At 75.1% G+C, this 23,931-nt stretch carries 21 protein-coding genes; 12 read left to right on the forward strand and 9 right to left on the reverse strand.

Annotated features, from left to right (window positions below; all coding sequences use genetic code 11):
* Positions 1-9 precede the first annotated feature (9 nt).
* The 3 genes from VKZ81_RS18535 (at position 10) to VKZ81_RS18545 (ending at position 4,501) form a co-directional block, all read left to right on the forward strand.
* Positions 10-2,619, forward strand: coding sequence for an amino acid adenylation domain-containing protein (locus tag VKZ81_RS18535; protein WP_324242852.1), 2,610 nt, complete (start codon positions 10-12; stop codon positions 2,617-2,619).
* A gap of 110 nt (positions 2,620-2,729) precedes the next feature.
* Complete coding sequence (gene sbnA / locus VKZ81_RS18540; RefSeq protein WP_324242853.1) at positions 2,730-3,740, forward strand: 2,3-diaminopropionate biosynthesis protein SbnA; 1,011 nt, start codon at positions 2,730-2,732, stop codon at positions 3,738-3,740.
* Positions 3,740-4,501, forward strand: a complete 762-nt coding sequence (locus VKZ81_RS18545) for a response regulator transcription factor (RefSeq protein ID WP_324242965.1) — start codon at positions 3,740-3,742, stop codon at positions 4,499-4,501. The genes sbnA and VKZ81_RS18545 overlap by 1 nt, the downstream gene beginning before the upstream one ends.
* A 3-nt stretch (positions 4,502-4,504) precedes the next feature.
* On the opposite strand, the gene VKZ81_RS18550 is transcribed toward VKZ81_RS18545, so the two are convergent.
* From VKZ81_RS18550 to VKZ81_RS18560, 3 genes are all read right to left on the reverse strand, one after another.
* Positions 4,505-5,812 carry a sensor histidine kinase gene (locus VKZ81_RS18550; protein WP_324242854.1) on the reverse strand — a complete coding sequence of 436 codons (1,308 nt, stop codon included), beginning with the start codon at positions 5,810-5,812 and terminating at the stop codon, positions 4,505-4,507.
* A 34-nt stretch (positions 5,813-5,846) separates the two neighbouring features.
* A complete protein-coding gene (locus VKZ81_RS18555) occupies positions 5,847-6,359 on the reverse strand; it encodes a hypothetical protein (RefSeq protein WP_324242855.1) in 513 nt (170 codons plus the stop codon).
* Between the two features lie 121 nt (positions 6,360-6,480).
* The gene (locus VKZ81_RS18560; protein ID WP_324242856.1) at positions 6,481-7,302 is read right to left on the reverse strand and encodes an Rv1486c family protein; all 822 of its coding nucleotides are present in this window, start codon (positions 7,300-7,302) and stop codon (positions 6,481-6,483) included.
* A gap of 142 nt (positions 7,303-7,444) precedes the next feature.
* On the opposite strand from VKZ81_RS18560, the gene VKZ81_RS18565 reads away from it, so the two are divergent.
* From VKZ81_RS18565 to VKZ81_RS18575, 3 genes are read left to right on the forward strand one after another with little or no spacing between them, the layout of a single operon-like run.
* Positions 7,445-8,257, forward strand: a complete 813-nt coding sequence (locus tag VKZ81_RS18565; RefSeq protein ID WP_324242857.1) for a DUF3097 domain-containing protein — start codon at positions 7,445-7,447, stop codon at positions 8,255-8,257.
* 46 nt (positions 8,258-8,303) lie between these two features.
* Positions 8,304-8,738 carry an NfeD family protein gene (locus tag VKZ81_RS18570; RefSeq protein ID WP_324242858.1) on the forward strand — a complete coding sequence of 145 codons (435 nt, stop codon included), beginning with the start codon at positions 8,304-8,306 and terminating at the stop codon, positions 8,736-8,738.
* A gap of 32 nt (positions 8,739-8,770) precedes the next feature.
* Complete coding sequence (locus tag VKZ81_RS18575; protein ID WP_324242859.1) at positions 8,771-10,168, forward strand: SPFH domain-containing protein; 1,398 nt, start codon at positions 8,771-8,773, stop codon at positions 10,166-10,168.
* 379 nt (positions 10,169-10,547) lie between these two features.
* Here the strand turns inward: VKZ81_RS18575 and VKZ81_RS18580 are convergent, their stop codons facing one another.
* The 5 genes from VKZ81_RS18580 to VKZ81_RS18600 form a co-directional block, all read right to left on the reverse strand.
* The gene (locus VKZ81_RS18580) at positions 10,548-11,321 is read right to left on the reverse strand and encodes an energy-coupling factor ABC transporter ATP-binding protein (protein ID WP_324242860.1); all 774 of its coding nucleotides are present in this window, start codon (positions 11,319-11,321) and stop codon (positions 10,548-10,550) included.
* Positions 11,318-12,085, reverse strand: coding sequence for a cobalt ECF transporter T component CbiQ (cbiQ, locus tag VKZ81_RS18585; RefSeq protein ID WP_324242861.1), 768 nt, complete (start codon positions 12,083-12,085; stop codon positions 11,318-11,320). The genes VKZ81_RS18580 and cbiQ overlap by 4 nt, the downstream gene beginning before the upstream one ends.
* On the reverse strand, positions 12,085-12,444 hold the full coding sequence (locus VKZ81_RS18590) for a PDGLE domain-containing protein (protein ID WP_324242862.1): 360 nt from the start codon (positions 12,442-12,444) through the stop codon (positions 12,085-12,087). The genes cbiQ and VKZ81_RS18590 overlap by 1 nt, the downstream gene beginning before the upstream one ends.
* Positions 12,441-13,151, reverse strand: coding sequence for an energy-coupling factor ABC transporter permease (locus tag VKZ81_RS18595; protein WP_324242863.1), 711 nt, complete (start codon positions 13,149-13,151; stop codon positions 12,441-12,443). Before VKZ81_RS18595 ends, VKZ81_RS18590 begins: the two co-directional genes overlap by 4 nt.
* Before the next feature lie 738 nt (positions 13,152-13,889).
* The gene (locus VKZ81_RS18600) at positions 13,890-14,735 is read right to left on the reverse strand and encodes a glycosyltransferase family 2 protein (RefSeq protein ID WP_324242864.1); all 846 of its coding nucleotides are present in this window, start codon (positions 14,733-14,735) and stop codon (positions 13,890-13,892) included.
* A 298-nt stretch (positions 14,736-15,033) separates the two neighbouring features.
* Here VKZ81_RS18600 and VKZ81_RS18605 point away from each other — a divergent pair, with 298 nt between their 5' ends.
* The 5 genes from VKZ81_RS18605 to VKZ81_RS18625 all read left to right on the forward strand — a co-directional run bounded on the left by VKZ81_RS18605 (position 15,034) and on the right by VKZ81_RS18625 (position 21,115).
* Complete coding sequence (locus VKZ81_RS18605; protein ID WP_324242865.1) at positions 15,034-16,299, forward strand: glycosyltransferase family 2 protein; 1,266 nt, start codon at positions 15,034-15,036, stop codon at positions 16,297-16,299.
* A 173-nt stretch (positions 16,300-16,472) separates the two neighbouring features.
* The gene (locus VKZ81_RS18610) at positions 16,473-16,829 is read left to right on the forward strand and encodes a hypothetical protein (RefSeq protein ID WP_324242866.1); all 357 of its coding nucleotides are present in this window, start codon (positions 16,473-16,475) and stop codon (positions 16,827-16,829) included.
* Between the two features lie 52 nt (positions 16,830-16,881).
* Positions 16,882-18,348 carry a polysaccharide biosynthesis protein gene (locus tag VKZ81_RS18615; RefSeq protein ID WP_324242867.1) on the forward strand — a complete coding sequence of 489 codons (1,467 nt, stop codon included), beginning with the start codon at positions 16,882-16,884 and terminating at the stop codon, positions 18,346-18,348.
* A gap of 215 nt (positions 18,349-18,563) precedes the next feature.
* On the forward strand, positions 18,564-20,534 hold the full coding sequence (locus VKZ81_RS18620; protein WP_324242868.1) for a hypothetical protein: 1,971 nt from the start codon (positions 18,564-18,566) through the stop codon (positions 20,532-20,534).
* The gene (locus VKZ81_RS18625) at positions 20,531-21,115 is read left to right on the forward strand and encodes a hypothetical protein (RefSeq protein WP_324242869.1); all 585 of its coding nucleotides are present in this window, start codon (positions 20,531-20,533) and stop codon (positions 21,113-21,115) included. The genes VKZ81_RS18620 and VKZ81_RS18625 overlap by 4 nt, the downstream gene beginning before the upstream one ends.
* Positions 21,116-21,136: 21 nt before the next feature.
* On the opposite strand, the gene VKZ81_RS18630 is transcribed toward VKZ81_RS18625, so the two are convergent.
* Entirely contained in the window at positions 21,137-22,636 is a 1,500-nt protein-coding gene (locus VKZ81_RS18630) for an NAD-dependent succinate-semialdehyde dehydrogenase (protein ID WP_324242870.1), read from the reverse strand.
* 99 nt (positions 22,637-22,735) lie between these two features.
* Between VKZ81_RS18630 and VKZ81_RS18635 the strand changes: the two genes are divergently transcribed.
* Positions 22,736-23,905, forward strand: a complete 1,170-nt coding sequence (locus VKZ81_RS18635) for an acyl-CoA dehydrogenase family protein (protein ID WP_324242871.1) — start codon at positions 22,736-22,738, stop codon at positions 23,903-23,905.
* Positions 23,906-23,931 lie beyond the last annotated feature (26 nt).

A 23,931-nucleotide genomic window follows, 5' to 3' on the forward strand; every position in this document is an offset into this window, starting at 1 on the left:
GACGACGAGATGACCCGACACACGACCCGGCCGCAGCAGGCCGCGCGGTCCTTCTGGACCGGGGTGCTCCTGGCCGGTGGGGCCACCCGGGTGCCGCGCTGGACGCACGAGCCGGGGGTCGACCGCGAGACACCGGTGGCCGACCACGAGACGCGGGTGCCCGACGACCTCGCCGCCGCGCTGGAGCGGGTGGCGGCGGAGCTGGGTGCGCCGCCGAGCGCGCTGCTGCTGGCGGCGCACGCCGCGGTGCTCGGCGCGCTGTCCGGGGACACCGAGATCACGACCGGCTACGTCGCCGAGGCCGGTGCGCCCCCGCTGCCCTGCCCGCTCATGACCCGGCCGGGGTCCTGGCGACACCTCGTCGCCGACGCCGCCGAGCTCGAGGCGCAGCTGCAGGCCCACCGGTCCTTCCCGGTCGAGGAGCTGCGTGCGCAGCTGCAGCTGCCCGAGCCGCGGTTCGAGACGGCCTTCGACCCCACCGCCGACCCCACCGCCGACCCCGGTGCCGGGGAGGCGCTGCCCGGTGGCGTCGTCCTGGCGCTCGGCGTCCTGCGGGCGCGGGAGGGGCTCCGGCTGCGGGTGCGGTACCGGCGCGACGCGCTCGACGCGGACGCCGCCGCCCGGATCGGCGGGTACCACCGCGCGGCGCTCGCCGCCCTCAGCGCCGACCCGGACGCCGACCCCGGGCGGGCGAGCCTGCTGTCGGACGACGAGCTCCGGCTCCAGCTCGACGGGCTCGCCGGACCGCGCCGGGAGCTGCCGAACCGGCGTGTCCACGAGCTGTTCGAGGAGCGGGTGCGGCTGCACCCGGACGCCGTCGCCGCCGAGCACGGGCACGGTCGGCTCACCTACCGAGAGCTCAACGCCCGCGCCAACCGGCTGGGGCGTGCGCTGCTGGCCCGCGGGCTGCGCCGCGAGGAGGTCGTGGCGGTCGTGACCGAGCGCGACCTCGACTGGCTGACCGCGGTGCTCGCCGTGTTCAAGGCCGGCGGGGCCTACCTGCCGATCGAACCGCACTTCCCGGCCGAGCGGATCGCCACCACCCTCGCCCGGGCCGAGTGCCGGCTCGTGCTCACCGAGGACGGCAGCACGGCGAACCTGGCGCGGGCCGTCGAGCTGTGCGAGGGCGACATCCGGGCGCTCACCGTGGCCGACGCAGTGGCCGACGCAGTGGCCGACGCAGTGGCCGACGCCGGGGCCGAGGCGCACGCCGCCGACACCGACCTCGGGGTGGAGGTCACGCCCGATCAGCTCGCCTACATCTACTTCACCTCCGGCTCCACCGGGGAGCCGAAGGGGGCGATGTGCGAGCACGCCGGCATGCTCAACCACGTCCTCGCGAAGATCGAGGACCTCGGCATCGGCCAGGGCGACGTCGTCGCCCAGACCGCGCCCCAGTGTTTCGACATCTCGCTGTGGCAGCTGGTCTCCGCGCTGCTGGTCGGCGGCCGGACCCTGCTGGTCCCGCAGGCGACGGTGCTCGACGTCGCGCGGTTCGTCGAGACCGCGCGCGCCGGCCGGGTGGCGGTGCTGCAGCTCGTGCCCTCCTACCTCGAGGCGGTGCTGTCCTACCTCGAGCAGCGGCCGTGCGCGCTGCCGGACCTGCGCTGCGTGTCCGCCACCGGGGAGGCGCTGAAGACCGAGCTCGTGCAGCGCTGGTTCGCGGCCTTCCCCGGGGTCGTCCTCGTGAACGCCTACGGGCTGACCGAGACCTCCGACGACACCAACCACGAGGTGATGGACCGCCCACCCGAGGGGGGCCGCGTGCCGCTCGGGCGGCCGGTCCGCAACGTGCGCGCCTACGTCGTCGACGAGAACCTGGCCCCGGTCCCGCTCGGCGCACCGGGTGAGATCGTCTTCTCCGGGGTGTGCGTCGGACGCGGGTACATCAACGACCGCACCCGCACCCGGCAGGCGTTCACCACCGACCCCCACCGGCCCGACCAGCGCCTCTACCGCACCGGTGACCGCGGCCGCTGGCGCCCCGACGGGAAGCTCGAGTTCCTCGGCCGCCGCGACAGCCAGGTCAAGATCCGCGGGTTCCGCATCGAGCTCGGCGAGATCGAGAACGCCGTGCTGCGCACGCCCGGCGTGCGGGACGCCGCGGTGGTCGTGGCCGAGCGCGCCGACGGCAACCGGCACCTCGTCGCGTTCTGCACGGGCGAGCAGCCGGTGGACGGCGACGCGCTGCGGGAGCGGCTCGGGGCGTCCCTGCCCGAGTACATGGTCCCGTCGGTCGTCCACTGGCGCGCGGAGCTGCCCGTCACCGGCAACGGCAAGATCGACAAGAGGGCGCTCACCGCGCTCGCCGGGCAGCTCGCGTGCGCCCAGGACCGCGACGCGCCGCGCACGCCCACCGAGCGTCGGCTGGCCGCGGCCTGGGCGGGGGTGCTGGGGGTGGCGCCCGAGGAGGTCGGGCGGCAGGACGACTTCTTCGACCGCGGCGGCACGTCGCTGTCGGCGGTGAAGCTGGTGGTCGCGCTGGACCGCGCGGTGTCGCTGAAGGACATCGTGCGCCACCCGGTGCTCGCCGATCTCGCCGGCCTCCTCGACGACGGGGCGCAGCGGGAGCCGGATCGCGCGCCCGCCCTGCCCGACGAGGGCGCGTTGCTGGGGTGAACAGGAGGTCCGATGTCGTCTTCGTCCCACACGCCGCTCGGCGGCGACGAGTTCTTCCACGATCCCCGCCGGTCCGGCTGATCGGCGGGACACGCAGTCAGGAGGCCACCGTGCCGGTCATCTCCCATCCTCACGGCTTCACCGAGGATTCGCTCTACGTCGACCTCCGGCCGATCGTGGGGCAGGGCCTCTTCCTGAAGTGCGAGGGTTTCAACTTCGCAGGCTCGATCAAGCTGAAGGCCGCGGCCGAGATGGTGGACAGCGCCGAGCGGGACGGCGTGCTGCTCCCGGGGTCGATCATCGTCGAGTCGTCGTCCGGGAACCTCGGCGTGGCGCTCAGCATGATCGCGGCCAGCAAGGGCTACCGCTTCCTGTGCGTCACCGACTCGCGCTGCAGCCCGACCACGCGGCGGCTCATGGAGGCGCTCGGCGCCCAGGTGCACGTGATCGACGAGGCCGATCCCGCAGGCGGGCTCGTCCAGGCGCGGATCGACTTCGTCCGGGCGCTCTGCGCGTCGGACGACCGGTACGTGTGGCTGAACCAGTACAGCAACCCCGGCAACGTCCGCGCGCACTACCGCACCACGGCCCCGGCGATCGCGCGCGAGTTCCCGCGCCTGAGCGTGGTCTTCATCGGGGCCGGCACCACGGGCACCCTCATGGGCTGCGCCCGCTACTTCCGCACCTGGCACCCGCTCGTGCGCGTCGTCGCGGTCGACAGCGTCGGCTCGGTCACCTTCGGCGGGCCTCCCGGCCGCCGGATGATCCCCGGGCTCGGCATGGGGGTGCGCCCGCCGCTGCTCGACGAGGCCTACGTCGACGACGTGGTCCTCGTCGAGGAGGCCGACACGATCCGCGCCTGCTGGCGCCTCGCCCGGGCCGGGTACCTGTTCGGCGGGTCGACCGGCACGGTCGTGAGCGGGGCGGTGCGCTGGCTCGCCCGGCACGGGTCGGGGCGCGAGATCGCGGTGGCCATCGCACCGGACCTCGGGGAGCGCTACCTCGAGACCGTGTACCACAACGACTGGGTCGAGGCCCGCTACGGCCCGGACGCCCTGGCCGCCACCCCCGACGAGACGCGCCCGGAGCGGGTCGGCGCCGGGTTGCCGTCGTCGGCGTGATGACCGCCGCGTGCGCCCCCGCCGCCGGCGGACGGCCCGCCGTCGTCGGCCGCATCCTGCTCGTCGAGGACGACCCGTCGATCGGCGAGGTGCTGACGGGGAGCCTGCGCAACCACGCCTACGAGGTCGTCTGGGCCCGGACCGGCGCGGCCGGGCTGGCCGGGGCGGCGGGCGCCGACCTGGTGCTGCTCGACCTCGGGCTGCCCGACGTCGACGGCGTCGAGGTCTGCCGCCAGCTGCGCCGCGCCCGGCCGGGGTGCGTCATCGTCATGCTGACCGCCCGCGCGTCGGAGATGGACGTCGTGGTCGGGCTGGAGGCCGGGGCGGACGATTACCTCGTCAAACCGGTCCGGCTGGCCGAGCTGCACGCCCGCATCCGGGCCCACTTGCGCCGCACCGAGGTGCGGGCGGGGGCGTCGCCGGTGCGGCCGGTCGGCGACCTCGTCGTCGACGTCGCGCGGCGCCGCGCGGAGCTCGCCGGACGGGAGCTGTGCCTGCGCGCGAAGGAGTTCGACCTGCTCGCGCGGCTGGCGGCCGAGCCGGAGGTGGCGTTGAGCCGCGAGACCCTCATGGCCGACGTCTGGGACGAGAACTGGTTCGGGTCGACCAAGACCCTCGACGTGCACATCGCCGCGCTCCGCCGCAAGATCGCGGACTCGGCGGCCGGGGGCGCCGCGCTCGTGCCGAGGATCGTGACCCTGCGCGGTCACGGGTACCGGCTGGAGCTCGGCGGGCCGGAGGAGGAGCCGGGTCGCGACTGAGGGTCAGGCCGGCCGCGGCTCGGCCACGGCACCGTCGACGGCGGGCGGCAGCAGCAGGGTGAACACCGGCGGGCTCCGCTGGGCGAGCTCGAGCCGGCCTCCCTCGGCCTCCGCGAGCCGGCGCGCCAGGGGCAGGCCCAGCCCGTGGCCGTTGCGCGCCGCGCGGTCGGCGAGGATCACGTCCGGCCGGTCGAGGCCCGGCCCGCCGTCGGCCACGTCGATCGCGACGGCGTCGCCGGCCTCGCGGACCCGCACCGTCACGGTCCCCGCACCGTGCGTGCTCGCGTTGTCGACCAGCACGGCGAGGACCTGCCGCACCGCCGCCGCCGACGCGCACGCGGCAGGCACCTGCGGGCCGATCGCGACGTCGAGGTCGCGCCCGTGGAGCGCGAGGCGGTCGCGCCAGCCCGCGGACAGCTCGTCGAGCAGGGCGCGCAGGTCGACCGGGTCCGCCCGGCCGCACCGCCCGTCGCGGGCGAGGGCCAGCAGCTCCTCGATCGTCGCCTCGAGGCGGTCGGCGTCGGCGAGGCTCGCGACGATCGCCGCCTCCAGGTCCTGGCCCGGCGATTCCAGGGCCGCCTCGAGGCGCATCCGGAGCCCGGCGAGCGGGGTGCGCAGCTGGTGCGAGGCCTCCGCGGAGAACGCGCGCTCCCGGGCGACCAGGTCGTCGAGCCGCTCCGCGGTGTGGTCGAGCGCGCTGCCCACCGAGTCGATCTCCGGGATCCCGCCGCGCTTCGTGCGCACGCTGAAGTCGCCGTCGCCGAGGCGGTGGGCGGCCACGACGAGGTCCTCGAGCGGGCGCGTGAGCCGGTGCGCGAGCCCCTGCGCCAGCGCCCAGACGGCGCCGACGGCGACGGCGGCGAGCGCGATCATCCCGGCCCAGACGAGCGCCACGCCCGCCAGCACGGGGCGATCCGACGCGGAGACCCGAACCGCGCCGATCACGTCGTCCTCGTGCGTGACCGGCACGGAGACGACCATCTCCCCGCCGGCCCGCGTCCCGGTGGCCTCGCCCTCGAGGGCCCGGTCGAGCTCCGCCCGGCCCGCGCGCGGCCAGACGCCGAACAGCGGCTCGCCGTCCTCGCCGTGGACCGCGACGGTGAGCCGGCGCGGCAGCGCGATGCTGCGGATCCGCTCCTCGTCGGAGACGTCGCCCGCCACCGAGATCGCGGTGTTGCGGGCGACGCGCGCGAGCTCGCCCTGCTCGACCCGCATCGCGTACTCGTGGACGGCGACGGCCAGCGGCACGCCGAACAGGGCGATCGCCAGGACGGCCGCCCACACCGCCACGCTGATGATCCGGGTCCGCACGGCGCCTCCCCTCCCGCGGCCGTCGCATCGCGGCTCAGGCGAGGTCGGGCACCCGGGCGAGGGCGCGGGGGACGCGGTGCCGGCCCGCGGTCCGCGGGGTGAGGCGGGGCACCACGGCCTGCCCGCGACCCGGCGGTGCAGCGGAGATCTCGAACGTGCTGGCCTGCGAGAGGGTGTCGCGCGTGCCGTCCACCGTCACGCAGGACGTGCCCAGCCACAGCGCCCTGACCGGAGGGTCGAGCGATGCGACCGTGAGCGCCGCCTCCAGCCTGCGGGGGACGGTCTCGAGGAGCGCGGTGTCGACCAAGCGGGGGTCGCGCCCGTCGCCGCGGGGCACGTGGACGCGCGCGGTCAGCAGCTCGGCGCCGCAGGCCGCCCCGGCGGACCCGAGCGGCGACCACGTCAGCGCGAGGAAGGGGGTGCCCGGCGGCGCCCCGCGGCCGTGCCGGTCGTGGTCGATCCGGTCGGCGTGGTTGACGAGCAGCCTGCGGAGTTCCGGGTCACGGGTGATCCGGACGAAAGCCGCGAAGCGAAGGTCCACGGTCACCGCCCCGCCCTCGATCGTCGGGTCGCCGGGGCATCCGGCGCGGACCAGGCTAGACCCCTGCCGACCAGCGCGGGACCACGCGACGGCAAGGCGACGGTAAAGCGGCTCGCCCCGGGGCGGGTCAGACCAGGGGGCTGCTCGCCAGCACGCGGACCGCCTCGGCCACCGCCGCGCGCCGGGCGACCCGCACCGCCGTCTCGACCGGGCGCAGCGCCTCCCGGCGGGCGTTCGCGGCCGACGCCGACAGCGCGCCGCCCGGGTCGTCGACCTTGGCCGCGGCGAGGATCGCCTCCACCTCGTCGGCGTGCTGCAGGACCCGCAGCGCCTGCTGCGGCATGCCGGCGGGCCACAGCGCCGTCGGCCGGGCGCGCAGGGCGGCGGCGATCTCCTCGCGGACCCCCGGGCGGTGCCGTGCGATCCCGAGCGAGGTCAGCACCGACGTCGACTGCCGCACCTGCTCGCGCAGCTCGCGCTCGGCGTGGCTCAGGGCCACGAACTCCGGCGGCGGGCCGGGCTCCGGCACCCGGTAGACGGTCCAGCGCAGCACGCCGTCGGCCACCCGGGTGGGCACGATCCCCAGCCCACCTCCCGGCCCGGTGTCCGGGAAGAGCACACCTTCGCCCGCCGTGATCGCTGCGGTGCTGAACGCGCCCGGGCCGGGCAGGCCGCGTACGTCGCCGGGCGCGGGCAGCACCAGGCGCGCCGGACCGGCGGCCGCGCGCCCGGCGGCGGCGCGGCGCAGCGCCGCCAGCAGGAACGCGGGGGAGCTCACCGGCTCCCCGGGGGCGGGCAGGTTCGTCTGGTGCGCAGTGTCCGAATCGGCGGCTTGGACGTCGTGCGCGTCCGCCCACGGAACGAGCGCGTCGAGCACGTCGTCGGGCGCGGCGGCGCCCACCAGCCAGGCCGAGGCCCACACGGTGAAGGTGGCGGAGGGGCAGGGCACGGCGAAAGGCTATCCACGTCCGAGTGCGTCGGCACCGCCGCCTGGGGGTGAAGCCGAGCACGCTCCGTTGCCGCAGCTCACGCGCGGTGACCCGGCGTGTCGCGCTCGGGTGCGGGTTCGGCCGCCCGGTAGACAAGGGGCCGTGACCCGTGCACACGACTACCGAGGGGCCTTCACCGCCGACGGCACCCGCGTCCGGAGGCGCAAGCAGATCCCGGAGGTGCCGGCCGAGATCGGCCTCGTGGTGGAGGACCCGGAGAGCGGGTTCTGCGGGGCGGTCGTGGAGGTCGACGCGCGCGCCGTCACCCTCGAGGACCGCCACGGCGGGCGGCGGGTGTTCCCGCTGCGACCCGCGGCGTTCCTGTACGAGGGCGCGCCGGCGACGCTCGTGGTCCCGCGCCGGGCCCCGGCCCGGCCGGCCCGCTCCGCGTCCGGGTCGGTGCGCGTCGAGGGGCTGCGCGCCCGCACCGCGCGCGCGGCCCGGATCTGGGTGGAGGGCCTGCACGACGCCGAGCTCATCGAGCGCGTGTGGGGTCACGACCTGCGCGTCGAGGGCGTCGTCGTGGAGCCGATGCACGGCATGGACGACCTCGCCGCCGCGGTGGCCGAGTTCGAGCCGGGCCCGCAGCGGCGGCTCGGGGTGCTCGTCGACCACCTCGTCGAGGGCTCCAAGGAGACCCGCGCCGCGGCCGCGGTCGCGGGCCCGCACGTGCTCGTCACCGGCCACCCCTACGTCGACGTGTGGCAGGCGGTGAAGCCGTCGGTCGTGGGGATCAGGGCGTGGCCGCAGGTGCCGCGGGGCACCGACTGGAAGACCGGCGTCTGCCGGGCGCTGGGCTGGGGCGAGCCCGCGGAGGGGGCGCGCCGCGTGCTCGGCGCGGTCCGCACCTACCGCGACCTGGAGACGCCGCTGATCGGTGCCGTCGAGCGGCTCATCGACTTCGTAACCACATGATCTCGAGCGGCCACGCGGAAGCGGGCGTTCTGGCAGGATCGGCGCCATGACGGCCGCCGTGATCTGGCTCATCGTCGGCGTGCTGCTGATCGTGGCCGAACTGCTGTCCGGCGAGTTCGTGCTGCTGATGCTCGGGGGCGGCGCGCTGGCCGCGGGCGGGGTGTCGTTCTTCGTCGGCGGGCCGGTGGTCGGGGGCGTCGTGTTCGCCGTCGTGTCCGTGCTGCTGCTGTTCGCGGTCCGCCCGGCGCTGCGCCGCCGCCTCGAACGCGGCGTCGACCCGGCCGTGATGCACCACAAGGCGTTGCTGGGCAGCACCGCCGTCGCGGTGTCACGGGTCGACGAGCACGGTGGCCGGGTGAAGATCGGCGGTGAGCTGTGGTCGGCCCGCACGAGCGAGGGGCACGGCCCGATCGAGCCCGGGGCCCGCGTGACCGTGCTGAACATCTCCGGCGCCACCGCGGTCGTCGTCGCACAGGACTGAAACTTCCGACCGCTCTATTCGAGGGGGCTGCCGTGACCGAAGGCACCGTCGTGCTGATCGTCGTGGTGCTGTTGGTGTTGCTCGTCGTGGTGTCGCTGGTCAAAGCGGTGCAGATCATCCCGCAGGCCACGTCCGCCGTGATCGAACGCCTCGGGCGCTACAAGGCCACCGCCGACCCGGGCCTGGTGTTCCTGGTGCCGTTCATCGACCGGGTGCGCGAGCGCATCGACCTGCGCGAGCAGGTGGTCTCGTTCCCGCCGCAGCCGGTGATCACCCAGGACAACCTGACGGTCAACATCGACACCGTCGTCTACTTCCAGGTGACCGACCCGAAGGCGGCCGTCTACGAGATCTCCGACTACATCACCGGCGTCGAGCAGATCACCACGACGACGCTGCGCAACGTCGTCGGCGGCATGACGCTGGAGGACACGCTCACCTCCCGCGACCAGATCAACACCGTCCTGCGCGGCGAGCTGGACGAGGCCACCGGACGGTGGGGCATCCGCGTGAGCCGCGTCGAGATCAAGGCCATCGACCCGCCGCCGTCGATCCAGGAGTCGATGGAGCGGCAGATGAAGGCCGACCGCGAGAAGCGGGCCATGATCCTCACCGCGGAGGGCCAGCGGGAGTCGGCCATCCGCAGCGCCGAGGGCCAGAAGCAGAGCCAGATCCTCACCGCCGAGGGCGCCAAGCAGGCGGCCATCCTCGACGCGGAGGCCGAGCGGCAGTCGCGCATCCTGCGCGCGCAGGGCGAGCGGGCGGCCCAGTACCTGCAGGCGCAGGGCCAGGCCAAGGCGATCGAGAAGGTGTTCGCCGCGATCAAGGCGGCCCGCCCGACGCCCGAGCTGCTCACCTACCAGTACCTGCAGACGCTGCCGCAGATGGCCCAGGGCGAGGCCAACAAGGTCTGGATCGTGCCGTCGGACTTCGGCAAGGCGCTGGAGGGCTTCACCCGCATGCTCGGTGCGCCCGGCGAGGACGGCGTGTTCCGCTTCGAACCGTCGCCGGTCGACGAGGAGGCCCTGCGCGCCAAGCCCGAGGAGGACGACGAGTCGATCAAGGGCTGGTTCGACACGACCGGCGACCCGGAGATCGCGAAGGTGGTCGCCGACGCCGAGGCGCAGGCCCGCAAGGAGGTGCCGCCGATCGGCGCGCCGATCCCGGACACCCCGGGCACGTCCTCGGCGTCGAACCCGCAGGCGCGGCCCGCCCCGCAGGCGGACCCCACCCCGGCCCCGCCCCGGGAGGAGCGCCCGCAGCCCCGGCCCGAGCCCCAGCCCCAGCCGCCGCAGCAGCCTCAGCCGCCGGCGCCGGAGAGCTCGCTGCCCACCCCACCGCGGGGGATCCCGCAGACCCCGACCGACCAGAGCGGGAGGGGCAACGGCGGCCCGCGCCCGGGCTACCCCGCCCCGCCCCCGCAGCAGTAGGAGCGCGCGGGGTGGACGTGGTGATCACGCCCGGCGGGCTGCCGGACGTCGACGCGCTGGCCCCGCTGTGGAAGGCGATGGTCGAGCACCACCGGGCCGTCGTCGACGGGCGGGTGCCGGTGCGTCCGGCCGGCGAGGCGTGGGAGCTCCGTCGCCGCGAGTACGTCGCCTGGCTGCAGGACGGCAGCGGCCTGCTCTTCCTCGCCCGCCGCGAGGGCGCCGACGAGGTGGTCGGCTACGCGATGTGCCGGCTCGTGCCCTCGGGCCCGACGTTCGACCTCGGGGACGATCAGCGTCGCGGCGGACAACACCGCCGCCGTGCGCCGCTACGAGCGCGTCGGGTTCCGGCCGGTGGTGCAGGTGATGCACGACGCCCCCCTCACAGGCTGAAGCCGAAGGGGAGCTCGAGGCGGTGCCGGCGCAGCAGCTCGGTGTCTCGGAGCAGTTCGCGGGTCGGGCCGTCGGCCACGACGACGCCGTCGTCGAGCACCACGCTGCGCGGGCACAGCTGCAGCGCGTACGGCAGGTCGTGGGTGACCATCAGCATCGTCGTGTCCAGCCCGAGCAGCACCTCGGCGAGCTCGCGGCGGGCCACCGGGTCCAGGTTGGTGGAGGGCTCGTCGAGCACGAGGATCTCCGGCTCGCAGGCCAGCACGGTGGCGAGCGCGACCCGCCTGCGCTGCCCGCCGGACAGGTGCAGCGGCGAGCGGTCGCGGTGCTCGCTCATCCCGACCGCGGCGAGCGCCGCCTCCACCCGCGCCTCCAGCTCGGCGCCGCTCACGCCGAAGTTCGCGGGGCCGAACGCGACGTCCTCGCCGACGGTCGGCAGGAACAGCTGGTCGTCGGGGTCCTGGAAGACGATCCCGACGCGCCTGCGGATCTCCCGCAGGTGCTGCTTTTCCACCGGCAGCCCGCCGACGACCACCGACCCCCTGCCGGGCGTGAGGATGCCGTTGAGGTGCAGCACCAGCGTGGTCTTGCCGGCGCCGTTCGGGCCGAGCAGGGCCACCCGTTCGCCCCGGCGCACGGTGAGGTCGATGCCGTAGAGGGCCTGGTGGCCGTCGGGGTAGGCGAAGGCGAGCCCGCGCACCTCGAGCGAGGGCGGCTCGGGGGAGGGGGCTGCGGCCGTGGCGGGCTCGGGCGCGGTGCTCACGCGACCACCCACCCGGTGACGGCGAGCGCGGCCGCGACGCCCACGGCGGCGAGCCCGGTGAGCCACTGCGCCCGGCTCGTCCGCTGCTGCGACAGCGCCGGCATCCTCCCGGTCCAGCCGCGCGACACCATCGCCAGGTGCACCCGCTCGCCGCGCTCGTAGGAGCGGACGAACAGCGACCCGACGCCGCGGGCGGTGGCCCCGGCCTGCCAGAGGAAGCGCGGGTCGTGCCCGCGGGAGATGCGGGCGAGGCGCATCCGGCGGGCCTCGCCGACGATCACGTCGGCGTAGCGGAGCATGAGCGTGGCGATCGTGACGACGATCGCGGGCGCGTGCAGCCGCTGCAGCCCGAGCAGGAGGTCGCGCAGCGGGGTGGTGGCGGCGAGCGTGAGGGAGGTGAGCACGCCGAGCGTGCCCTTCACGAGGATGTTCCAGGCGCCGAGCAGTCCCGGCTCCGACAGCGTCACGCCGCCCGCGATCTCCACGTGCGGCTCCCCACCGGTGAACGGCAGCAGCACCGCGAGCACGACGAACGGCGCCTCGATGAGCGCGCGCCGCGCGATCCACCCGGGTGGGATCCGCGCCGCCACCCAGACGGCCGCGAGCAGCAGCAGGTAGCCGCCGAACACCCAGAACGCCTCGCGTGGGGTGGCCACCACGCACAGCACCACCCCGAACGCCGCGACGATCTTCACCTCGGCCGGGAGCCGGTGCACCGGCGACTCCCCGGGCAGGTAGAGGGGGTGGCTGTGGCCCGCGCCCACTACCGCTTCTCCGGTGGGCGCCGGCGCAACAGCCAGAACAACCCACCGGCGACGACGAGGGTGACGAGCACACCGATCACCCCGGCGAGCCCGACCGTGCCGTCGCCGCCGCCGACGGCGTAGTCGGCCAGCGGGCTGTCGGCGAGCGCGTGGTCGTCGGCGTTCTGGGCGATGCAGGTGCCCTCCAGCTGCTCGCCCGCCTCGGTCTCGACGACCTCGCACCCGTGGAGGGTGACGGTGTCGAGGCCGTCCGGGTCGGGGCTGGCGAAGTACGACAGGCCGCCCGCGACGAGGAGCGCCACCGCGAGGAAGCCGAGGAAGAAGCCCGCGGCCCTGCGGTTGCCGACGGGGGCGCTCACGCCGCGCTCCCGCGCACCTCGAGCGGGGTGGTGGGGGCGCCGCGCAGCAGGTGCAGCAGGTCGGGCCGCACCGCGGCCACCGCCCCGACCGTGGCCGCCGTGATGATCCCCTCGCCGATGCCGATCAGCACGTGCAGGCCGAGCATCAGCGCGGCGACCGTGCCCAGCGTCGCCCCGCCGGCGCCGCCGATCGCGTACTCCACGACGAACGCCAGCGCGGCGACGACCGTGTTGACCAGGGCGGCGACGAACGCGGTGGTCAGCAGGCCGGCCCGGCCGCGACGGGCGAGCGGGCGCAGCGCCGTGGCGACCAGGTGGCCGGCGAACACCCCGACCAGCGCCATGTTGACGATGTTGGTGCCGAGCGCGGTGAGCCCGCCGTCGGCGAACAGGAGGGCCTGCACCGCGAGCACGATCGCGATGCACAGCGACCCGACCCACGGGCCGACGAGGATCGCGACCAGCGCCCCGCCGAGCAGGTGCCCGCTCGCGCCCGGCAGGATCGGGAAGTTGATCATCTGGACGGCGAAGACGAACGCGGTCACCAGCCCCGCCATCGGGGCCGTCCGATCGTCGAGGTCGGCGCGCGCCCGGTGCACCGCGATCGCGAGACCGACGGCCGCGACGAGGCCGAACCCGACCGCGGTGGGCGCGTTCACCAACCCGTCGCTCATGTGCATGGCCAGGGGCACCTGGGTGGAGACCATGCGACCTCCCTCGCACGCGGTGGGTAGCGGTCGGATGACCTCGGCTCACACTAGTAGCAACCGCTGAGATTCGGCAGTCGCAAGTGATGTGCGATAAGCACCCCGGCGAGTCGCGCTCTGGGTGTGGGCGAGTCGCGGGCTGAGTACGCGCGAGTCGCGTCGTGGGTGCGCGCGAGTCGCGGGCTGAGTGCGGGCGAGTCGCGGTCGGGGTGCGCGAGCCCGCGCTCGAGCCGACACCAACGCCCTGACCAGCGACTTCACCCACCCGCGGTGTGTGCAGTCGCTCCCCGGGCGAGCCCGCGCCCACGGGACCTGCCGGCGGCGCCGCGCGCCGGGGCGGGCGGGCTCCGGCCTGCCCGCGGGGCCTGCCGAAGGGGCCGCGGAGGCGCGCAGGTCAAGGGTCGCGAAGCGATCGCGTCAGCGACGCCGCCAGGCGCCCTTGACCCGCGAGGAGCGGCCCCGCACCCTGCGCGGCGCCGCCGGCAGCCCGGGCTGCGCCGCCGCGATCGGAGGCCTGGCCGCCGACACCGCGTGAGTCTTGGCGTGAGCGATCGGAGGCCTGGCCGCGAGCGGGCATCCGTCCTGGGTGCGCCCCGTACTCGGCCGCGGCTCTCGCCTCCGCACACGCAGTCCGCGACTCGCGCGCACCGACAGCGCGACTCGCCGCGCCCAGACCGCGACTCGCCGGGGCTCAGCCCGCGACTCGCCGCACCCAGAGCGCGACTCGCCGGGGTGGGGTCAGGCGCTCTTGCCGCGCGACGCCACCGTGGACAGCGCGTACAGCGCCCGGCGCCGGGCCCGCCCCGCCGGCGCGAGCGCCCGCCCGACGGCGAGGTCGAGGCTGCGGACCTGGAAGTACGGCGACTCGCCGATCTCCTCGATGAGCATGCGCTGCTGCGCGTAGAGCTCGTCGTCGCTGCTCGAGGAGATGCTGTCGTTCGAGATGCGGAACGCCGCGAGCGGCTCCGGCAGGCCGAGGAAGTCGCCGAGCTGCAGCAGCCGCAGCCACAGGTCGAGGTCCATCACGTTGGGGCGGTCGGCCCTCCAGCCCCCGACGGTGAAGAAGTCGTCGCGGCGGAACAGCACGTTGTTGGACTCGCCGATCGGGTTGGAGCCGCTGCGCACCACCTTCCGGGCCACCTCGACGCCCGTGTGCACGCCCACCAGTCCCTTCAGCCCGCGGCGCGGGACGATGATCCGGCTCTGCTCGTCGATCATGTGCCGCCGCGAGGCGACGAGCGCGAGGCCGGGGTCGGCGTCCATGGGCGCGACCTGCAGCTCCAGGCAGCGGGGGTGGAGCAGGTCGTCGGCGCAGACGACCTTGATCAGCGGGCCGCGGGCCAGCTCGACGACCCGGTTCCAGTTCTCCGCCTGCGGCAGCGTCTCCCGGTTGCGCTCGACGCGGATCCGCGGGTCGCCGAACGACCGGGCGATGGCGCCGCTCTGGTCCGTGCTGCCGTTGTCGAGCACGACCAGCTCGAAGTCGCGGTAGGTCTGGTCGAGGACGCTGCGGATCGTCTCGGCGAGGAAGCGCTCGCCGTTGTAAACCGGCAGGCAGACGGAGACGCTGGGGATCGGCAGCACGTGCCGACGGTACCGCTCACCGTGCAGGCGACGTGCGGGGCCACCCGAAGGAGGCACCCGGGGCTGCGCACGTGGAACCGGGTCCGTAGAGTGCGCCCAGCGCACGACAACCGTCCCGGCCGAATGCAGCAGCGGGAGTCGCCGAAGGGAGGACTCCCCGTCGCACAAACGTAACGTAACGCGGCGGGTGCCTGCGGAGATAAGCCCGGTGATGACGAAGGTCTCCGGCGGTGACTACGGGCAGCCGCGATCCGAACGGCGCGAGCACGCCGCTGATGCGGTGGGGGGGAGAAAGGCGATGCAGCGGAACGGCAACCCGCGGGTCTCCGTGGTGGTGCCGACCCGGAACGAGGCGAGGAACCTGGAGGTCGTGCTGCCGGCGATTGCGGCGGTGCGGCCCGCGGTGCACGAGATCATCATCGTCGACGGCCACTCGGTCGACGGCACGATCGAGACCGCGCAGCGGGTTCTGCCCTGGGTCAAGGTCATCACCCAGACGCGCAAGGGCAAGGGCAACGCGATGGCGTGCGGCTTCGCGGCCGCGACAGGGGACGTCATCGTGATGTTCGACGCCGACGGTTCGGCCGACCCGGCCGAGATCCCGCGGTTCGTCCAGGCGCTGGTCGACGGCGCCGACTTCGCGAAGGGGAGCAGGTTCGTCCGCGGTGGGGGAAGCGACGACATCACGCTCCTGCGCAAGTCGGGCAACGCGGGCCTGAACGGCGTGGCCAACGCGCTGTTCGGCACCTCGTACACCGACCTGTGCTACGGCTACAACGCCTTCTGGCGGGACATCCTGCCGATCCTCGACCTGCCGCCGATCGACCTGCCCCAGCCGCCCGACGGCAGCATGCTGTGGGGCGACGGGTTCGAGATCGAGACCCTGCTGAACTGCCGGGTCGCCGCGGCCGGTCTGAAGATCACCGAGGTCCCGTCCATGGAGCGGGAGCGGATCTTCGGCCAGACCAACCTGCGCACCTTCGCCGACGGCACCAGGGTGTTGCGCACGCTCGCCGCCGAGAAGCGGCGCGCCGCCCGCAAGAAGGCGGAGCGCGCGCGGGCGGAGGCGCAAGCCCGGGCGCTCACCCCGCCCCGCGGCGTCCCGGTGGTGTCGCCCGCGCCGCAGCCGGTCGCGTCCGCGCCCCAGGCGGTGGCCTCGACCCCGCAGCCGGCGTCCCAGGCGCCCGCGCCGCACCCCGCGCCGGCCGCGCCGGGCCGCCCCCCGCAGAACCACGCCGGCCCGACCCACACCGGGCCGAACCGCGTCGTGCCGGCCAACGGCGCGCGCAACGGCCAGTTCAACGGTGCGCGCCCCGCCCAGCAGAACGGGCACCACACCGGCCAGCACCCCGTCCAGCACAACGGGCACGTCCCCGGCCACGCCAACGGCCAGCCCAAGCCGGCGGTCCCCGCCGAGGCGGCCGCGAGCGGGCAGGCCGAGCCGGTCGAGCGGCACCCCGCCCCGCAGGTGCGGGCGGAGAACGAGCCGCGGGTCGAGGGCCCGGTGCGCGAACCGCGCGACGGGGTGAGCCTGCGCCTCGCCCTCGAGGAGGAGGCCTCCTGACCACGGGTCGCCCGCCGGGGGCGCCGGGCGATTTCAGTGGTTCACCCGACTAGACTGATCCGTCGGTCAGGTGTGCCCGCGCCTCCCGTGGAACACGTGCGGTTGGGCCGCGCCGGGAGGGGGCGTGGCGAGGTGAGGAACGGAGCGAGCAAGTGACCATGCCCTCTAACGCCGTGCTGACACGCGCGCGTGTCGCCCGGCGCTACGTGGCGTTGGTCCTGGTCGTCGCGGGCATCGCGGCGTGCGTGTTCAACGTGCTGGGCACCACCGGCGGCTTCCTCGGCGACCTCCGGTTCGTCGTCACCGTCGGGTTCCTCGTCCTCGGTCCCGGCTGGGCCGCGGCGGGCTTCCTGCGGCGCGCCCCCGCCGCGCACGTCTGGCTGCTCACCGTCGGCGTCGGTGTGGCCGTCACGCTGCTGGTCGCCCAGATCATGGTCAGCGCGGCCTTCTGGCGTCCCGACCTCGCGCTGTACGTGATCACGGTCGTCAGCATCCCGTTCCTGCTCCGGCACGCGGTGGTGGCCCAGTGAACCGGGTCGGGAGGAGCACGGGCATGATCGCGCCGTGGTGGGTCGCGGTGTCGTGAGCCGCAGGCAGTCAGCACCCACCGCTCCAGGGGAGGTGGTCCTGCAGCCCGCGATCGTGCGGCCCGACGTGTTCGGCCGCACCCACCCCGATCCACGCGCGGACCCGCCGACCGTGGTCCTCGACCCGTCCCGCGCCCGCACCGAGGAGCTGCAGCAGGTCGGGCCGGAGACCCCGCACATCCCGACGATCGCGGGCGCACCGCAGGGCGCCGCGCCGGACCCGGACAGCGAGGCCGACACCGACGGCATCCCCGTCGTCGCCCACCCGGCCGACGACGGGCGGGCCATGGCGCTGCGCGCCCTGCTGGGCTCGGCAGGCGCCCTCGTCGGCTGGCTCGTCGCGGCCCACCTCGTCCCGCCGGGCGCGCTCGGCGGCGCGCAGCTCGCCGTGTCGCTGTTCCTCCTCGTCGGCGGGCTGGCCCCGCTCGCGCTCGGGCTGTTCGGCTCACCACGGCCCGGCCGCCTCGCGTGGCTGGCGCCGGCGGCGGTGCTGCCGGTGGCGGCCGCCGTGGGGGCGGCGTGCGGGCTCGCGTTGCCGCGGCTCGCGGCGGGGTCGGTGCTCCCGGGCCTGCCGCCGATCGTCGGTCCGCTGCTCGTCGCCGCCGGCTGCGCGGGCTGGGCCGTGCTGTTCGCCCACGACGCCGTGCTGGCCGGCGCGGGAAAGGCGCGGTGGACGGTGTGGCGCACGGTCGTGCTCGCGCCGGTCCAGATCGGCGCGCTCGTCGCCCTGTGCGCGGTCGCGGGTCTCGGTGCCCCCGGGGTGGTGCTGTCCTGGCTCGGGCCGGCCGTCCTGTGCGCCGTGCTCGGCGCCGCCGTCCTCCCGGTGCTGCTGCGCCGGGGGCCCGCGGGCGCGTCCCGCGGGCAGGCCGCCCTCGGGGTGGTCGGGGCCGCGCTGCTGCACCACCTCGTCCCGATCGTGGTGACCGTGCGCTTCGGGCCCGAGACCGGGGCGGCGTTCTTCGTGGCGTGGCAGGTGTTCGTCGTGGTCGACCTCGCGGCCGCCTACACGGTGCACGCGCTGTCCGGCGCCGTGGCCCGCGAACCCCGCCGCACCGACGCGCTGGTCGCCCGGGCCCGCAAGCGGCTGTTCATCGTCTTCCTCCCGGTGATCGCGCTCGGCGCGGGGCTGGCTGGCCCGCTGCTGGCCGCGTTCGGCGCGGCCTACGGTGAGGCGGGCGACCTGCTGCGGCTCATGCTGCTCGGGCTGGCCTTCCGGCTCGTCGTCGCGCACGAGGTCGGCGTGCGGCAGGCCCTCGGCCACGGCCTGGGCTTCGACCGGCTCCAGCTGTTCAGCGCCGTGCTCGTGCTGGTCGTCGCGATCGCCCTGCCGGTCACCGCCGTGGGCGTCACCGAGCTGCGGCTCGTGGCGATCGGCTACATCATCGTCCAGGTGGCCTGTGCGGCCGCTGTGCTCGTCATCCCGGCAGTGCGCCGGACCGACGTGGAGGTGCGTGCACCGTGACATCGATCGACCGCGGCGGAGACCCGGGCCGCGGCCGCACGCCTCCGGCTCCGGCGCCCAGGCGCGCGCCGCTGCCGGGTCCACGCCCGGATCTGCCGCCCGCCGCCCGCCGCGAGCCGCCGGTGGGCCGCCCACCGGTCCGTCCCGAACCGCGCCCGGAGGGCCCCCGCCCGGGGGCGCCGCGTCCCGGGCCGTCCGCGCAGCCGGGCCGTCCCGTGCCCCCGCAGCCGGGTCGTCCGGCCGCCCCGTCGTCCGCGCGCCCGGCGGGCCCGCCGCCCGCCCGGCCCACGCCGGCGCCGTCGGCGCCGCGCCCGCCCCGCCCCACCGCGCCGGAGGACCTGCGCACCACCGCGCTGCCCGTGCAGCGGCGGCCCCCGGTGCCGCCGCCCCCGCCCGCGCCGCCGCCCGCCGGGATCCACCGCTGGCTCTCCCCGGCGTTCGCGCTCGCCGCGGTGGCGCTCCTGCCGATCGCCGCGGCCACCACCGACCTGTCCGCGCTCGACGGCTGGGGCCTGGCGCAGGTGCTCAGCCCCGCCGCGTGGGTGTCGTTGGCGTGCGCGGTCGCGGCCTGCGTCACCGAGCTGTGGTCGCCGCGACCCCGGATCCCGATGCTCGGCGCGGCCACGGCCGTGCTGATCCTGTGCTCCTACGGCATCCCGTCGGTGGTCGAGCCGGCCGCGCGGTTCTCCACGGCCTGGCTCATCTCCGGGTTCGTCGACGCGATGGCCGGCGACGGCCGGGTCGTCGAGGGTTACGACGCCCGCTTCTACTGGCCCGCGTTCTTCGCGCAGTGGGCGTGGTTCCGCGACGCCGCGGGCGCCACCCAGCTCGACGAGGTGCTGCGTTGGTTCCCGCCGGTCGTCGTCGGGGTGTGGGCGATCGGGATCTACGCGCTCGCCCGATCCATGCTGGGTGGCCACCGCGCCCCGTGGGCGGCCGCGTGGCTGTTCCTCGGCCTGAACTGGATCGAGCAGGACTACTTCTCGCCGCAGGCCACCGGCATCGTGCTGATGCTGACCCCGCTGGTGTTCGCGCTCGGCCCGCTGGCCACCCGACGCACCGACGCAGCGGGCGTCCCCGGTTGGCCGAAACCGCACCCGGACGCGAAGCGGCTCGCGCTGCCCCGGCGGTGGCTCGTGGCCGCGCTGACCCCGCCGAACCGGCCGACGTTGCCGCCGAAGCAGCTGCTGCTGATCTACTTCTGCGCGGCGCTGTGCCTCATCGCGATCGCACCGACGCACCAGCTCACCCCGTTCGCGATCATCGGCCAGCTGGTGGTGCTCGCGATCGTGGGCCGGTTCCGCGGCCGGGGCCTGGTCCTGGTCGGGATCGTCGCGGTCGCGGTGTACATCCTCATCGCCGGCCGCGACTTCTGGCTCAGCCAGCTCGACATGATCATCGGCTCCGGCAACGCCGAGGAGGCCATCCAGGCCGGCGTGTCGGACCGGTTCGCCGGCGACGAGGGGCAGAAGTTCGTCAAGGCGCTGCGCATCGTCGTGCCCGGCCTCACCTGGCTGCTCGCCATCGCGGGCGCGTGGGTGTACTGGCGGCGCAGGCGGGACCTCACCCCGATCGCGCTGGCCGCGGTGCCCATGGCGTTCGCCGCGCAGGGCTACGGCAGCGAGGTGTTCCTGCGGATCGTGCTGTTCGGCCTGCCGATCCTGTCGATCCTCGGCACCGACGCGCTGCGCAGGCTCGTGCGCCGCAACCGACGCGTGTGGGAGAAGGTGCTCGCCGGCGGCATGGTCCTGCTGTTCGGCATGCTCGTCCTCATCCGGGGCGGCAACGAGTCGTACATGATCGTCTACCCGGAGGAGGTGGCGATGTCGCGCGAGGTGTACGCGACCACGCCACCGGGGCTCGAGGTGGTTCCGCTGGTCAGCGGCGTCGGGCCGTACGCCGTCGACGGTGTCGACACCCACGCCCGCGGCGATTCGATCGAGGGATGCGACCAGCTCATCGACGACCCGATCCGCTGCGTGGACCTGCAGGACCCCGACGTCATCGTCTCGTTCGGGTCCACCGAGGCGTACGGGCGCGACCTCAAGCTCATGCCACCGGGCTGGTCGCTCGACGTCGTGCGGCAGATCGTCGCCACGGGTGAGTACGAGATCACCTACCAGAACGGCTTCAACGTCGTGCTGCGGAAGGTCGAACCGACCGGGCTCCCGGGAGCACCGCGATGATCGACCCTCGGCTGGATCTCCTCGTCTGGGCGGCCGTGCTCGTGCTGTTCGGCCTCATGGGTGCGCGGGCGTGGGCGGTGGAGACCACCGCCGCGCGCCACTACCGCCAGTCGGCGCGGGTCCGCGTGCTGACCGCGGCGACGGCGGTCTCGTTCGTCGCGCTGGTCGGGCTGGTGGCGATGCAGGGCGGGGCCGCGTTCTTCCAAGCGGTCCTCACCCGCACCGACCCGGAGACGTTCGTGACCGTCATCGGCGAGGACGACAACACCGACCAGGCCGTGGCGGACCCGGACAGCCAGCCCGACCAACCAGGCGCCCCGGCGGACCCGAACGCCCCGCCGGCCGACCCGAACGCGCCGCCCGCCGGGGCCGAGCAGAACCCCCCGCCGGGGCCGGGAGACGCCAACCCGCCCGCCGACGACGCGAACCCGCCGGCAGGCGGGGCCGGCGACGCGAACCCCCCGCCGGCGGGGGCGGACGACCCGGACGCGCCCGCCGACCGGGGCGGGCCGGGGCCGGGCGGGAACGCGCCCGCGCCGCGCGGCGGCGCCCAGGCCCCGCCGGCCGGCCAGGGCGGCTGACCGGCCGAACGGACGGGAACGTCAGCCGCCGAAGCCGATGGCCACGTACTTGGTCTCGAGGAACTCCTCGATGCCCACGGTGCCGCCCTCGCGGCCGAGGCCGGACTCCTTGATGCCGCCGAACGGCGCGGCCGGGTTGGACACCAGCCCGGTGTTCAGCCCGACCATCCCGGACTCCAGACGTTCCGACACGCGCAGCGCCCGGTTGATGTTCTCCGTGAACAGGTAGCTGACCAGGCCGTAGTCGGTGCTGTTCGCCGCGGTGAGGGCCTGCTCCTCGTCGTCGAACACGATCACCGGGGCGACCGGGCCGAAGATCTCCTCGGACGTGAGGCGGGCGTTCATCGGCACGTCGGACAGCACGGTGGGCCGGTAGAAGTAGCCGGGCCCGTCGCCCGGCTCGCCGCCGACCTGCACCCGGGCACCCCGGTCGACCGCGTCGCGGACGAGGTCGACGACCTTGTCCCGGCCGCGGGCGTCGACCAGCGGCCCCACCTGCACGCCCTCCTCCGTGCCGCGCCCGACGACGAGGGAGCCCATCCGCTCGGCGAGGCGGCGGGAGAACTCCTCGGCGACGCCGCGCTGGACGAGGAACCGGTTGGCCGCCGTGCACGCCTCGCCCATGTTGCGCATCTTCGCGAGCATCGCGCCGTCGACCGCCTTGTCCAGGTCGGCGTCGTCGAAGACGAGGAACGGCGCGTTGCCGCCGAGCTCCATCGAGGTGCGCAGCACCTTCTCCGCGCACTGCTCCAGCAGCTTCTTGCCGACCGCGGTGGAGCCGGTGAACGACAGCTTGCGGGCGCGGCCGTCGCGGATCAGCGGCTCCATCACCCCACCCGCGTCCGTGGTGGTGACGAGGTTGAGCACGCCGTCGGGCAGGCCGGCCTCGGTGAGGATCGCGGCGAGCGCGTGCATCGACAGCGGGGTCTGCGGCGCCGGCTTCATCACCATCGCGCAGCCCGCCGCGACCGCGGGCCCGATCTTGCGGGTGCCCATCGCCAGCGGGAAGTTCCACGGCGTGATCAGCAGCGACACCCCGACCGGCTGCTTGTGCACGAGGAACCGGCTCGCCCCGTTGGGGGCCACGGCGTATCCGCCGTCGATGCGGACCGCCTCCTCGGCGAACCACCGGAAGAACTCGGCCGCGTAGGTGACCTCGCCGCGGCTCTCGGCCAGCGGCTTGCCCATCTCCAGCGTCATCAGCAGCGCGAGGTCGTCGATCCGTTGCATCATCAGCTCGAACGCCCGCCGGAGGATCTCACCGCGGTCGCGCGGCGGCATCGCGGCGAACGAGCGTTGCGCCTCGACGGCGGCGGCCAGCGCCGCCATCCCGTCCTCCGGGCTCGCGTCGGCGACCTCGGTCAGCGCCTTGCCGGTGGCCGGGTCGTCGACGACGAAGGTGCGACCGCCCGCGGCCGGCCGCCACGTACCGCCGATGAACAGGTCGGTGGGAACGGCGTCGACCACCCGGGCCTCGTCGTTGGGGCTGGGGGCAGCGGTGTTCGTCCCGGCGTTGGTCATGCCGCGATGCTGCCACCCCGGCGCAGGTCACGCAGCCGTGGCACCCCTGTGGGGCGCGCCACGTCGGTGCGCCGGTGACGGATGGCTCAGGATGGGCGCGTGACTGCGACGGTGCATCGCCTACCCGAACTCGTGCCACCACCCACCGAGCTGCCCGCGCGGACCGCCGCGCTCCGCGCCGACGTGCGGGCGTTCCTCGCCGAGGAACGGGCGGCCGGGCGGTGGACACCCCGCCCGGACGTCTGGCTCTCGGGCTGGGACGAACGCTTCTCCCGGGAGCTGGGCCGGCGCGGCTGGCTCGGCATGACGATCCCGAAGGAGTACGGCGGGCACGGTGCGTCGGCGCTGGACCGCTACGTCGTCACCGAGGAACTGCTGGCCGCGGGCGCGCCCGTGGCCGCGCACTGGATCGCCGACCGGCAGATCGGGCCGACGCTGCTGCGGTTCGGCACCGAGGAGCAGCGGCAGCGCTTCCTGCCGGGCATCGCCAAGGGCGAGGTGTACTTCGGCATCGGTATGAGCGAGCCGGACGCGGGCTCCGACCTCGCCGGCGTGCGGACCAAGGCCGAACGGGTCGACGGCGGCTGGGAGCTCACCGGGACGAAGGTGTGGACGTCGGGTGCGCACCGGGCGCACGCGTTCTTCGCGCTCGCCCGCACCTCGCCGCGCGACGAGAAGAACCGCCACGCCGGGCTCTCCCAGTTCATCGTGCTGCTCGACTCGCCCGGCGTGCAGATCCGCCCGATCCCGCTGCTCACCGGCGCCCACCACTTCAACGAGGTCGTCTTCGACCGGGTGTTCGTGCCCGACGACATGGTGCTCGGCGAGATCGGCGCCGGCTGGAAGCAGGTCACCAGCGAGCTGGCGTTCGAGCGCAGCGGCCCCGAGCGGTTCCTCTCGACGTTCCCGCTGCTCGTGGCGCTCGTCGGGGAGCTGGCGGGCACCTCGGGCGCCGAGCGCGAGGTCGGCGGGCTCGTGGCGCGGCTGTGGACGCTGCGCCGGATGTCTCTCGCCGTGGCCGGCGCGCTGGAGTCGGGGGAGGCCCCGGAGCTGGCCGCGGCCGTGGTGAAGGAGCTCGGCACCCGGTACGAGAACGAGGTGATCGACGTGGCGCGCCTGCTCGTCTCCATCCCGCCGGACCCGGGCGCGGAGTCCGGGTTCGCCCGCCTGCTCGCCGACGCGGTGTTGCACGCGCCCGGCTTCACGCTGCGCGGCGGCACCAACGAGGTGCTGCGCGGGATCGTCGCGAGAGGGCTGGGGCTGCGATGACGGGAGCGGGGATGACGGGAGCGGGG

The organism is Pseudonocardia sp. (assembly GCF_035305885.1).
Classification (GTDB): domain Bacteria; phylum Actinomycetota; class Actinomycetes; order Mycobacteriales; family Pseudonocardiaceae; genus Pseudonocardia.